The organism is Actinoallomurus sp. NBC_01490, from assembly GCF_036227085.1.
Classification (GTDB): domain Bacteria; phylum Actinomycetota; class Actinomycetes; order Streptosporangiales; family Streptosporangiaceae; genus Actinoallomurus; species Actinoallomurus oryzae.
In genome coordinates, this window is sequence record NZ_CP109433.1 from 10,116,957 (window position 1) to 10,129,198 (window position 12,242).

The 12,242-nt window shown below is 68.0% G+C and carries 13 protein-coding genes and 1 tRNA gene; 7 read left to right on the top strand and 7 right to left on the bottom strand.

Translation table 11 applies throughout. The features are described from left to right. The first annotated feature begins 310 nt into the window (after positions 1-310). Both OG417_RS46450 and OG417_RS46455 read left to right on the top strand, forming a co-directional pair. Complete coding sequence (locus tag OG417_RS46450; RefSeq protein ID WP_329243726.1) at positions 311-1,216, top strand: heavy metal-binding domain-containing protein; 906 nt, start codon at positions 311-313, stop codon at positions 1,214-1,216. A 110-nt stretch (positions 1,217-1,326) separates the two neighbouring features. Beyond that, positions 1,327-1,590 carry a hypothetical protein gene (locus OG417_RS46455; RefSeq protein ID WP_329243728.1) on the top strand — a complete coding sequence of 88 codons (264 nt, stop codon included), beginning with the start codon at positions 1,327-1,329 and terminating at the stop codon, positions 1,588-1,590. 169 nt (positions 1,591-1,759) lie between these two features. Here the strand turns inward: OG417_RS46455 and OG417_RS46460 are convergent, their stop codons facing one another. The 4 genes from OG417_RS46460 to OG417_RS46475 form a co-directional block, all read right to left on the bottom strand. Further along, positions 1,760-2,416, bottom strand: coding sequence for a DUF4253 domain-containing protein (locus OG417_RS46460; RefSeq protein WP_329243731.1), 657 nt, complete (start codon positions 2,414-2,416; stop codon positions 1,760-1,762). Positions 2,417-2,828: 412 nt separating this feature from the next. Then, complete coding sequence (locus OG417_RS46465; protein WP_329243733.1) at positions 2,829-3,107, bottom strand: hypothetical protein; 279 nt, start codon at positions 3,105-3,107, stop codon at positions 2,829-2,831. Positions 3,108-3,744: 637 nt separating this feature from the next. Then, the gene (locus tag OG417_RS46470; protein WP_329243736.1) at positions 3,745-4,509 is read right to left on the bottom strand and encodes a hypothetical protein; all 765 of its coding nucleotides are present in this window, start codon (positions 4,507-4,509) and stop codon (positions 3,745-3,747) included. A 454-nt stretch (positions 4,510-4,963) separates the two neighbouring features. After that, positions 4,964-5,245: a hypothetical protein gene (locus OG417_RS46475; RefSeq protein ID WP_329243739.1), complete on the bottom strand. Its 282-nt coding sequence runs from the start codon at positions 5,243-5,245 to the stop codon at positions 4,964-4,966. 715 nt (positions 5,246-5,960) lie between these two features. On the opposite strand from OG417_RS46475, the gene OG417_RS46480 reads away from it, so the two are divergent. Next, on the top strand, positions 5,961-7,433 hold the full coding sequence (locus tag OG417_RS46480) for an exonuclease domain-containing protein (RefSeq protein WP_329243743.1): 1,473 nt from the start codon (positions 5,961-5,963) through the stop codon (positions 7,431-7,433). 88 nt (positions 7,434-7,521) lie between these two features. Beyond that, complete coding sequence (locus OG417_RS46485; RefSeq protein ID WP_329243746.1) at positions 7,522-7,671, top strand: hypothetical protein; 150 nt, start codon at positions 7,522-7,524, stop codon at positions 7,669-7,671. Positions 7,672-7,938: 267 nt separating this feature from the next. On the opposite strand, the gene OG417_RS46490 is transcribed toward OG417_RS46485, so the two are convergent. Next, positions 7,939-8,011, bottom strand: a tRNA-Thr gene (locus OG417_RS46490). A gap of 113 nt (positions 8,012-8,124) precedes the next feature. Between OG417_RS46490 and OG417_RS46495 the strand changes: the two genes are divergently transcribed. The 3 genes from OG417_RS46495 (at position 8,125) to OG417_RS46505 (ending at position 10,597) form a co-directional block, all read left to right on the top strand. Beyond that, positions 8,125-8,691 (top strand): TetR/AcrR family transcriptional regulator, encoded by a 567-nt coding sequence (locus OG417_RS46495; RefSeq protein WP_329243749.1) that lies wholly within the window; start codon positions 8,125-8,127, stop codon positions 8,689-8,691. Between the two features lie 16 nt (positions 8,692-8,707). Next, positions 8,708-9,616 (top strand): SDR family oxidoreductase, encoded by a 909-nt coding sequence (locus OG417_RS46500; protein ID WP_329243752.1) that lies wholly within the window; start codon positions 8,708-8,710, stop codon positions 9,614-9,616. 360 nt (positions 9,617-9,976) lie between these two features. Beyond that, positions 9,977-10,597, top strand: coding sequence for a hypothetical protein (locus OG417_RS46505; protein ID WP_329243755.1), 621 nt, complete (start codon positions 9,977-9,979; stop codon positions 10,595-10,597). Positions 10,598-10,660: 63 nt separating this feature from the next. On the opposite strand, the gene rlmB is transcribed toward OG417_RS46505, so the two are convergent. Both rlmB and OG417_RS46515 read right to left on the bottom strand, forming a co-directional pair. Beyond that, complete coding sequence (gene rlmB, locus OG417_RS46510; protein WP_329243758.1) at positions 10,661-11,572, bottom strand: 23S rRNA (guanosine(2251)-2'-O)-methyltransferase RlmB; 912 nt, start codon at positions 11,570-11,572, stop codon at positions 10,661-10,663. 47 nt (positions 11,573-11,619) lie between these two features. Next, positions 11,620-12,210: a Clp protease N-terminal domain-containing protein gene (locus tag OG417_RS46515; RefSeq protein ID WP_329243760.1), complete on the bottom strand. Its 591-nt coding sequence runs from the start codon at positions 12,208-12,210 to the stop codon at positions 11,620-11,622. Positions 12,211-12,242: the final 32 nt, after the last annotated feature.

Sequence of the window (12,242 nt, forward strand, 5' to 3'; positions counted from 1 at the left end):
ACGCCAACGAGGCGGACAGGCTTCTGATCAGGACAACACGGTGGGCCAGGCCGACGCCGGCGACCCCGGGGACAGGTCAGACGAAGGGCACGCGGTCTCGCGGCCAGATCCGTAGTGAGTCACCCGGTATCGTCGACACCGATCCTGACGGCAGTCCACCCAGAACCGCCGGAAAACACACCCACAAATCCGTAGGCACCCAACTGCCCCTCGATGGCGACGTGCCTGTAGACGGCGTGTCCTTGCTGGTGAGGTGATCACGGCTGAGGCCCGTACTCCCCATCGCCGCCACGGACCGCTGGGTGCGATCATGGCGCGGGATGTGATCCGGGCCGGAGGTCGTATGGGGTCTCAGCAGGATCGGCGCACGGTCGGGCGCGAACCCCGCCGCACGTGGACCTCGGGGTTGTCCGTAGACGGGTTCGCTTGCGTGCGTGCCGCGGGGTTCGAGCCGGTCGGCCAGGTCATGGGGGTGTCGGTGTATTCCTTCGACCCCGGGCTGCGGACCAGTTTTGAGCGCTATTCCCGCACCATCGACTGCCCTGGGGACCAGGTGCTCAACGCCGCCCGGCGTAAGGCGATGCGCGCGATGGAGCTCGAGTGCCGGGCGCTCGGTGGCGACGGGATCATCGCCGTCAACGTGGAGATCGGGCCCTTTAAAGGCGAGCAGCGCACGAGAGCGTTCCAGGTCCGGGGTACGGCTGTCCGCGCCCGGGGACGGGTACGTTCACCTGAGCCGTTCTCCTCGCACCTGGACGCGCAGGAGTTCGTCACGCTGATTAACGCCGGCTGGGTTCCCGTCCGCCTGGTGGTCGGCGCGTCGATGCTGTGGATCAACGAGCGTCGCACGGTCGGGGGGCAGGCGAGGAGGTTCGCGCCCAGCCAGGAGATGAAGCAGTGGACCACCGCGCTCGATGCCGCTCGCACGCTCGCCGTGAGCAACGCTAGGCATGAGGCCGCCATGGTCGGCGCGGACGGGGTCGTGATGTCTGAGATGGCGGTGCAGATACACGAGACCGAGGTCAAGCGCGAGCGCCTCGAGGCGCGGTTCATCGGCACCGCGATCGCCGAGTTCGGGTCCTCGTCCAGGCCACGCGAATGGACGCAGCTTGAGAAGTTGCTCCCTACCCTGAGAACATCGCCACCGCCGCGTCCGCTGGCCGTGCCACCGATTCCGATCATCCGGCTGTCGGCGGACAAACCTCAGCGCCCCTAGCCCCGAGCACCTGCAGGTCGGCTTTACTGGGGCCGGCCTTGCCCCGAACGGTCGGTCAGCAGCCCCGTTCGTATGCCCGTCGGTTACTCGGTACGCGGCAGCTGGAGTCGATGGCCGACACCGTCGAACTGCTCGTCAGCGAGCTGACGACCACTGCAATCAACGCAACCGGCATCATCGATGAGGAACCGGACGACAGCCGCCTCATCGGCAACGTGAAACCGATCTACGTCTGTCTGTCCGTCAGGAGCGAAGCCTTGCGGGACGAGGTGTGGGACACCAGCGGCAGGCCGCGAGTGACCGCCGCTGCCCCCTGTTCACCATGGCTAATGGCCCGGAGGGCCGAACCTGGACCCGATCGGCGGACCTTCTGATCCGCAGGTACCCAAACGCTCTCCGAAGTCGTTCGGATCAGTTCGCACGCTCGGATGACTCCGTCTGAGACGTTCGGTTCCGTCCGTCCGCTCACAAAACCGTTCGCCCGGGTGACTCCTGGGAGCCACGCGCCGTCGGCCTGAGGGAGACTTTGCGCTATCAACTCGCCTAGTCCCACCAGAAATGCCATAGGTGAGCATCGATGAGGGACGCGGCGTATCGAGGAAACGGCGTCGTTCCATCGTTGATGTTATCCGCGCCGGTCAGAACGTGTTCCAAAGCGATGTGTGTCGCGTGTTCCAATGTGCGCGGTGGGCGGGCGACCGAGACGAAGATCGACGAGCCTTGGAATACGACGACGCACGCACCAAAACGATCTTCCCAGCTGCGCAGCATCCAGCAGAGCTGTTCCAGCGGTGCGTCGGCATCCCAACCCATCGCAACCGGAATGTCGGCGCTGCGGCCGGCAGGCACCAAGGCCAGGTGGCTGCCCTGTCCGTGGCCGTACGGATCGGCCATCAGCTCTTCAAGGGCCAGCCGTGCCGCCTCCTCGGGGGTGAGAGCACTGGGCCCCCTGGTTTCGGGTGCGAGTCCGGGCCACTGATCGTAGGGCGGGCCGGGATCGTCTTCGAACGGCTCAACGTCATCCGGCACGTAGGCATCCGGCACCCTGGTTTGCCGACGGAGTTGCATGGCCCGGTAGGAACGCCAGGACGCCTCCAGCTCTGCCTCCAGCTGGACCTCGGAGATGGCCGGAGGAACCTTGGGCTGACGCGGGTGACTGGGCCAGGGGCAGAGGACAGGGCGCAAGTTCGTGCTGTCCACCTGCTTCTGGCAGCGCGACCACCACGTCACAGGCTCTTTGACAGGAGCATCAGATATCCAGAACAACGGCGAACAACTGGGTATGTACTGCCCCACAGGCAGACCCGGCGGAAGAAGGAATGGGCCCGTATCGCTCGATGCCATGAGGGCGAGCATAGAGCCACCGCGTCCGCGACTCCGGCAGTGTCGGCTTGCTGGTCTGGACCTTCGTTATGAGGGCGGATGACGGGAATCAAATCCGCAGTACCAGCTTAGGAATCGTCCGGTTCTCCGTGAGGATGGGCGCTGACCTGCGGCCGGCGGTAATCAGGAGTGACCGCTGTTGACCCCTGGTTCCCCTGGCTAATACGCACGATAATTGCCTGGGCCGACTTCCTGGCTGCGGTGTCGTCGCTCTTGCGGCTGGGCGGCGTCAGTAGTCGGTGGCAGTACCTTCGATGAAGTACTCCTTGTCGGGCTCGGGCGGTGGGCGGGAGAGTATCTCGATCACCTGGGGCCACAGCTCCGGTCGTACCGGGTAGGAGTTGGCGAACCACTCGTCATCGCCGTAGTCGAACAACTTCCGGACACGGATGAACTGCTCACGAGTGATCGGGAACTGTCCGCACAGATGGTCATCTTGAGTGCTGTAGGCCGCCAGGTCCCATCGGGTGTTCTGGCCGTTGGCATAGCGGTCGGGATCGCGTGTCATGTCCGTAGTGTGGCGTGGCTTCACGCACACGTCCCCCGCCTGGTCATCCCGTCCGCCTTCGTCCCATCCATCGGGGAGCGGGCCAGGCCTTAGGCGTGCAAGGCGGAACGCCCCGTCGACGAACGATCTTGTACCCCTCCGGCCTGGTCAGCTCGGCTTGCCCTGGGACGAAGGCGGGCGGGATGACCAGGCTTCCAACTAACCCAGCTCGCGATCCGGCGCGTGCCATTCCGGGAGCCTGAGGCCCCCGCCGGAGGCGCTTGCCATTAGAACCCCTCCTCCGACACCAATCCGTGGGGGGTTGTGGGGGGCGGGAGCCCCCCACATCGGGGGGCTCCGGGGGGTCGTCCCCCCGGACCGGCACCGAGCCTCCGGCCGGATTCGAACCGGCGACCTGCCGTTTACAAGGAATACGGACATCAATGCTCGCACACCGTCCGCCGAGATAGACGGTGTTGAACGTATGCCGGTGGCTGTCCCAGCTTGCCGTCGTTGCCGTCAGCTTCCCTATCGCCGGCGGATTTACAGTTGCGGACTGCGAACCGGTGTTCCGGAGCCGCCGACGCATTCCGCGTATGTTCCGGATTTAGAAACGGGCTCTCGGCACATGCAGACGGTGCCCGAGCGTCGGTCCCTGTTATACGGTCGGTGGCGCCATGAGCCAATCGCCGGGCATGGCGTGACGTACGGCTTGAAGGGCTTCAGGCGTTCGGGCCGCAACCCACATCCATTGACGGCTGTCGTCTCGGATCAGCACATCGCGGCCGGCGAACCAGCGGACCGGCGGCTCCTCCGGATCGGCCGGCATCGGGTAGTCCGTGCCGGCCCACAGTGGATAGTCCGGCATCGCCAACCGAGTGTAATGGCGTTCCAGGAGCTCAAGGGTGGTCTGATCGGACGCCCGGTTGTCGTGATGGTCGCTTCGGTGCTCGGCCAAGACCATCTCCACACAAGCGAGGGAGAAGCGATCGAGGAAGCGTCTCCACGGCTGGGGAGCACTGCGGGAGGCGTTGAGTTGAAAGACCACGGGCGGATCGTCCAGTCGCAGGTCTTCCGCGGCGATGCCCCAGTACGCGACGGCTTGATTCTCGACGCGGAAGACCAGCACCTGGCCTGTCCCATCGAACTGCAGTTGATCCGGCCGCAGCAGGGTGTCCTGGTTACTGGTGAGGTCATCGCGCCGCCCCAAAAGCGCATAGCCCTCGCGGACTGCCGCCGGCAAGGTCAGCCCCAGACGCCGTTCGGCTGCGGTGAGCTCCTGGTCATCACAGCCACTCGACTCATCCAGGCAGGTCGCCCAGACCTCGGTGAAGCGACGCAAAAAATCCCAGGCTTCCCTCCGGCCGCGGCAAGCGGCCACCATCTCAAGGGCGATATCAAAGCGGTCCGGCACACCACTCATCTTCTCCGCCTCGCACACCAGAGCCCAAATCGACACAACACCGGGCTTAAACCTCGTCCAGTTGGAACCGCGCACCCTGTTCCGGAGGGCGGTAGCGCATTTCACGCCGTCTATCTGTCTGAACTGCGGCGGAACCGCGGCGGGAGCGTAGCCGGCGGGGTAGCGAGTACGCGGGGCGGCGTCGCCTACGTTTCCACCTGTCGGGTCATCCAATACGCCGTCGTCCCGCCCTTCGCGAAGCGGCCAGGCCCTACGGGTCGGGGCAGAGCGCCCCACGAACGAACGATCTCGACCCGTAGACGCAGAGCCTGGTCCGCTTGGCTTCGCCTGGGATGTCGGCGGAGGGGATGCCCCGGCTTCCACCTCAACCCCTGACTACCGATCCAGCACGTGCGGTGTCGGGTCGTCCCCGGGCCGGAGCGCCCCCGCCGGAGGCGTTTGTTCTGTCGGACACCTAGCGGCTTCTGACGGGCGCTTTTCCGGCGATGGTCCGCTGGCGATCTGTCTCGCGGCCGAGCACGATGACCATGTCGCAGAACGTGTCGTAGCCGTATCTCTTCTTGAGTTTGCCCAGCACGCCTTTGCGGCTGGCCTCGACGAACATGCCCTTCAGGGCGACGTAGGGGACTTCCCGACCGGCGGAGAAGTCCTCATACGCGGCTTGGGCGACGCTTCGCAGCTCTGCGTACGGAGTGGATTCGCTAAGGAACATGTACGACGCCTCTTTGAGATCCATGCCCCGGAGTCTAGGCAGCCCGATTGCCTGACATGGCTTCCTTCCCCATCAGGTCGTACACGTGTTGAGGACGTAGAGCTTGAGCAGTGGCGGGACACCGTGAACGCGGATCTCGCCGATGCGTTATCACCGCGCTCAGATCAGACAGTTCTCGACGCCGCGCTCGCCGTAGAAGAACGAGTAAACCCCTCCTCCGACACCAGCCAGTGGGGGGCTGTGGGGGGGCGGAGCCCCTCACATCGGGGGGCTCCGGGGGTCGTCCCCCCGGGCCAACACGAGCCTCCGGCCGGATTCGAACCGGCGACCTGCCGCTTACAAGGAATAGGGACACCCCAGCTCGCGCACCGTCCGCCGAGGACGACGGTGTTGAACGTACGCCGGTGGCTGTCCTGGTTGCCGTCGTTGCCGTCACCGTTGCCGTCAGCCACGCCCCGCTGCCCGGGGACAAGCCGCGCCGTCCACGGCCGTCCGGCCCGTCCGCTGACCTGGCGCCGAACTTCACGACCGTCCAGGTGAGTCCACGTCCGTCCAGCCTCCTTGTCATCCGGGGGCGTTAGCAGTGCCGATTGGCGATGAATGGTGGCACACCTTCGTCCTAGGGCCGTCCACATTCGGACAGTAGGTAGTCCTGACATAGCGACCCGGCGTCAACGCTTCGCCGGTTGCAGTGAAGGTGATCGGTTTGCTGGTCGGCGATCGTGTAGCTGGAGGTTCGATGTTCACCTATGGTGCGCTGACTCGTGGCGCGGGCATCGACCCCAGGGCTCTGACTTTCGCGGTGCTCGACGTAGAGACGACCGGCCTCCGCCCGGAACGCGGAGCGCGGGTCTGTGAGATCGCGGTGGTGCGGATGCGAGGTGATGGCGAGGTCCTTGACGAGTACGCCACGCTCATCTCCCCTGCGTCCCCTATTCGTAACGACGTCTACCACGGCATCACCGACACGCACGTCTCCGGCGCTCCGACGTTCCCGCAGGTAGCCGGTGACGTCCTGGCACGGCTGGGCAATGCGATCGTGGTGGGCCACAACCTGGAGTACGACCAGCGCTTCCTGGTGGCCGAGTTCGGCCGCATGGGCCTGCGCCTCCAAGGTGTTCCTGCCTTGTGCACCATGGTGGCCGCCCGTTTCCACCTCGACCGCTACACCTACCGGCTCCCCGACATCGCCACGCTGGTCACCGATGAGTGGCCGGCCGCCCAGCACACGGCGCTGGGTGACACCCGCGCCACCGGGCTGGTACTGGCGGCTCTCATCAATCAGGCACCCCAACGCCTGTCCTGGTACGGCCCCGCGCCTGTCCCCTTGCCCGCAGTCCCACCCACACAGGTGATCGCTCCTCGTCCGGGACAGCTCAGACGCGGCAGTGAGGGGTGGTTGGCCACCCTCACCGCGTGGCTCCCTCTCATGGCCACGCCCCCCGCACCGCGGTCCGAAGGGTTGGCTCGCTATCGGGCACTTCTCGCCCACGCCCTCGCGGACGGCAAGATCGTCGCCGACGAGGCTGAGCAGTTGGCCATCGTCGCCGCCCGAGCCGGACTCACCCAGACCACGGCACGCCAGGTCCACGAGCAGTTCCTCGCCGAAGCCAGGAGGAGAGCCGAAGCCGACGGCACCGTCACACCAGCCGAACTGAGGGAGTTGCAACGCGCGGCCAAGAGTCTGGCCGCCACCCACCTCATCCGCGATCTGGAAGAAGCGGCCGCCGCCGCACGCTCCCGCCGCAACGGCCCGCTCAAAGGCTGGCGCATCGTCCCGATCAGCTCCGACCAAGAAGCCACCGAGGCCAAGCTGGTCGAGTTGGTCGACCTGGCGGCCGAGCACGGAGCCACCGTGGCGACGAACGTCACAAAGACCGTGCGCCTCGTCATCGCCGCCGATGAAACGACCGACCCACGCATCAAGCGAGCACACAACGCGGGGATCAACGTCGTTAACATCGAACATGCCGAACGGCTGATCACCGCAGCGATCGCATCCGCGTCTGCGGACCAAGGTCTGTTCGGCAGCCGTGAAGGCGAGAAGGTGGCGGCCGAACTGGCTGGGGAAAAGAATCAGGCCGGCAGACGGCCGGCTTGGTATGAATTCTGGCGCGCTAATCAGCTCACGGCCGACCAATACCGCATGCTCTTCATCGAACCCTACAAGGACGCGGACGACGGGACCGATGACGACGACTGGGATGTCTAGAAGCCCGTGCTGGGGTACCCGTGGCACCTGAGGAAGACTTGCTTCACCCGGTCCGGCTCCACACGGCCGCAGAGATCGATGGACGAGCGTGCCCGGTCCCGCAAAGGCCTTCTCCACGTACGGCCGGGTGCCGATCGGCGATGCGGCGATCGCCGTCTCCGGCAGGGCCATGGCGCCGGGCTCGAAGAGCTGGTCGGCGGTCCAACCCGGGCACATCTTCTCCAACACCCGGCAGTGATGCTGGTACGGCAGGCCCTTGAGCTCGCCGGGCGGCCAGCGGTGGAACTCGGCGCGGCTCGGCCAGGTGCCGACCAGCTCAGCGTCGTCCCGCAGAACGACGCCTGACTGCGAGCGACCACACCGCTCATGCCCACGCGAGGCGAGTCATGTGTGGCCGAGGTGCTCTGATTAAACCCCTCCTCCGACACCAGCCAGTGGGGGGCTGTGGGGGGCGGAGCCCCTCACATCGGGGGGCTCCGGGGGGTCGTCCCCCCGGGCCAACACGAGCCTCCGGCCGGATTCGAACCGGCGACCTGCCGCTTACAAGGCGGACGCTCTGCCAGCTGAGCTACGGAGGCCTGCTTCCTGCAGCGTCACCACGATAGCGCGTGCGGCGGGGCGGATGGGCTGGTCGGCGATCAGCTCGCGGCCTCGTGTTCGCGTGATTAATGAATCGTGATTCAATAATCCCATGGCACGCCCCAGGGAGATCACGGACGAGCGGTTGCTGGACGCCGCCGCTCTCGTCATCGGACGGCTCGGGCCGGCGTTCAAGCTGGCCGACGTCGCCGCGGAGGCTCGTGTGGCCGTGGGGACGGTGGCTCAGCGGTTCGGGTCCAAGCACGGGTTGCTCGTCGCCATGACCAGGACGGCGATCGAGCAGATGCGTACCGGCATGACGGACGAGGGCTCGCCCGTGGACGCGCTCGTCTCCGCGTACGCGCCGCTCGACGACCCGCACACCGCGGCGCACAACCTCGCTCAGCTCGCCTTCGATCTCGCCGACGAGGAGCTTCGGGCGCTGATGGCCGAGTTCTACGCGGTCATGGAGGCCCAGGTCGCCGTGCTCGTTCGGCGTGAGCAGGACGAAGGGCGGCTCGGTGAGGCGCCTCCGCCCGAGGTCGCCGCTCGGATCCTCACCGCCACGGCCGACGGCACGGCCGTTCACTGGTCGGCCCGGCCGCGCGGTGGGCTCATCGAGCGGATGAAGGCCGACCTCGACGCGATCGTGGCCGGCTGGCGCAGCAGAAACGGATGACATGAGAGGAACGAACATGACGCTGGACGGACAGGTCGCGGTGGTCACCGGCGGCACGCGAGGTGCCGGGAGGGGGATGGCGGTCGAGCTGGGTGCGGCCGGGGCGACCGTGTACGTCACCGGGCGGAGCACGCGGCGGGAGGCGAGTCCGCTGGGCCGCCGGGAGACGATCGAGGAGACCGCCGAGCTCGTCACCGAGGCCGGTGGCCGCGGTATCGCCGTGCGCTGTGACCACATGGACCCGCAGGACGTACGGGCGCTCGCCGCGCGGATCGAGGCCGAGCAGGACGGGCGGCTCGACATCCTCGTCGACGACACCTGGGGCGGGGACCAGTGGATCGAGTGGAAACCGCTCTGGGAGCACGACCTCGACAAGGGGCTCCAGGCGCTGCGCAACGGGCTCGAGACGCATCTGATCACGTTGCACACCCTGCTTCCGCTGCTCGTACGGCGGCGGGGCGGCCTGGTGGTCGAGATCACCGACGGCGACGACATGTTCAACGACCGGTACCGGGGCTCGATGTTCTTCGACATGATCAAGGTGGCCCTGACCCGGCTGGGCAAGATGCTCAAGGACGAGCTCGACCCGTACGGGGTCACGTCCGTCTCGCTGACGCCCGGTTTCCTGCGTTCCGAAGAGATGCTGGAGCACTTCGGCGTCACCGAGGAGACCTGGCGGGACGGCATCGCCAAGGACCGGTGGTTCGCGATCTCGGAGACGCCCCGCTACATCGGGCGGGCGGTCGCCGCCCTGGCCGCCGACCCCGACCGGGCCCGCTGGTCCGGGCAGGCGCTCTCGTCCGGCGTCCTCGCCAAGCACTACGGCTTCACCGACCTGGACGGCTCACAGCCGGAGGCGAGCCGGTACTTCGCCGAGGTCTACTTCGGCGACAAGAAGGAGGCGGACGTCGCCGACTACCGATGAGAAAAACTGTGATACGCCTCGGCTAATGTGACGGGGGCATTCCACCGGCTCGCCGGATCATACGTAGTACGCGAAAAGAGATCCCTCAGCATGAGCATGCCCCCCTCACCGCCGGGTCCCAACGGCCCTAACGGCCCCCACGGCGCTCCCGGCCCCTGGCAGGGACCCCCGCCCCAGGGACGCCCGCCCCAGGGACCCCCGCCGCAGGGCCCGCCGCCCCAAGGTCCCCCACCCCAGGGCCCGCCGCCCCAAGGACCACCACACCAGGCACCGCCTCCGGGCCCGCCCGGTGCCTACCAGGGCCCTCCGGGACCACAGGGCTTCCCCGGCGGCCCCCAAGCGCCCTGGGGCGGGCCGGGAGTGCCCCCGTACGCACCCCCGCAGCGCAGCAAGCGAGGCAGGATCGTCGCCCTCGCCATCGCCGCGCCCATCGTGATCGTGCTGCTCATCGTGGTCGCCAACCTGCTCCCCGACACCTCGGCGCCGACCGGCGAGTGGAAGGTGGGGCAGTGCGTGACGCCCGCCGGGCATGTGGGAGATGTGGAGGGCAAGTCGTTCCACCGCGTCGGCTGCGACGCGTCCGACGCCGCGGCGAAGATCACCAAGATGACCTCCGCCGGGCTGACCGGGTTCACGCCGACCGACTGCCCCGAGGACACCGACGCCATGGTCAAGGTCGACCAGACCAAAGGGCACCTATCCCTCACCGACAACGTCGCGTGCATCCGCAACATCAAGGCGCCGCACCCCGGCGACGTGGGGCAGGGCGGCGGGCTCTTCCGGGCCGGCGACTGCATCTCCGACCCGGAGGCCAGCTCCAGCCTGAAGGAGGTTCCCTGCTCCGAGTCGCACTGGGGCACGGTCGTACGGTGGGCGGACAGCGCCGAGTCCTGCCCGCAGGGCGCCGGCTACAACGCCGTCCGCACTCTCGGCGGCTCCAGGGCCCTCTGCGTACGCCAGGGCACAGGCCAGACCAGCTGACCCACTAGGGCGCGTCTCAAAGTCCGCGCCGCGCAGTAGGACAGCGGGGCTTTGAGACACGCCCTACGACGCGCGGCGGCGGGCGATCTCGTACAGGGCGATGCCGCCCGCCACGCCGGCGTTCAGCGACTCGGCCTTGCCCGGCATCGGGATGTTGACGAGCAGGTCGCAGGTCTCGGCGACCAGCCGCGACAGGCCCTTGCCCTCCGAGCCCACGACGAGCACCATCGGGCCGGTCGCGGCGTCCAGGGAGTCGATGCCGTTCGCGCCCCGCGCGTCGAGGCCCGCCACGAACACGCCCGCCTTCTGGTACGACTTCAGCGCCCGTACGAGGTTGGTCGCGCGGGCGACCGGCACCGAGGCGAGCGTGCCCGCCGAGGTCTTCCACGCTCCGGCGGTGACGCCGGCCGCGCGCCGCTCCGGCACGAGCACGCCGTGCGCGCCGAAGGCCGCGGCGGAGCGTACGACGGCGCCGAGGTTGCGCGGGTCGGTCACGCCGTCCAAGGCGACGATCAGCGTGGGCGAGCCGCGGTGCAGCAGGTCGTCGGGGTGCGCGTAGTCGTACTCGGGCACCTGCAGGGCGATGCCCTGGTGGACGGCGCGGTCGGTGAGCCGGTCGAGCTCGGCCTTGCCGGTCTCCAGGAGCGGCACGCCCGCGTTGGTCGCCAGCTTGATCGACTCGCGGATGCGGTCGTCGGCGGCGCCCGTCATGACGTACAGCGTGCTCGCGGGGATGCCGGCCCGGAGGGCCTCGACGACCGGGTTGCGGCCGGTGACGAGCTCGGGGCCGTCCGGCGCGGACCGCCGGGGCGGACGGTCGGCGGTGGCCGTGGCCGACTCGCGCCGTGGGCCGGTCGTGGCCGTCCCCGTCCGGGTGGCCGACTTGGCGGCGCGCGCCGTCTGGCGCTTGCCGTACCAGTGCCGGTCCTCGGCCTTCGGGGTGTGGCTCGACCCCTTCTTGCGACGCTTGGCCATCCGTGTCCTCCGCTGGTGCCCGGGGCGATCCCGCCCCCGGCCACAGACTACGCGGAGTCGCGGCCCGAACCGTCCCGCAGCAGCCGTTCGATGCGCTCCAGACGATCTTCGATCGCGGTCAGCCGGCTCTCGATCGCGGACATGCCCGCCCCGCCTCCGACGCCGAAGAGGCCCGGCGACGGCCGTCGCTGCCGCTGGCCGGAGCGCAGTACGGCCAGGACGCCGCGCCGCAGCTCCTCGGTGTCGACCCCGAGCCGGCGCAGCACCTCCGTGCCACCGCCCTCTCCCTCACCCTCGCGGAGCAGCCCGAGCAGGATGTGCTCGCTGCCGATGTAGTTGTGGCCGAGCTGCAGCGCTTCGCGCAGCGAGAGTTCGAGCACCTTCTTCGCCCGCGCGGTGAACGGGATCTCGGCGACGGACGGCTTCTCGCCGCGGCCCAGCATCGCCTCCACCTGAACGCGCGCGGGTGCGAGCGCGGCGCCGAGTGACGTGAGCACCTGGACGGCGGTCTCGGTGTCGTCGCGCAGGAGGCCGAGCAGGATGTGCTCCGTGCCGATGAAGTCGTGGTCGAGCAGCAGGGCTTCTTCCTTGGAGTAGACCACGACGCGGCGGGCGGTGTCGGTGAACCGCTCGAACAACTGGACCACCTCGGATGCGGTGGGGTGTGGGT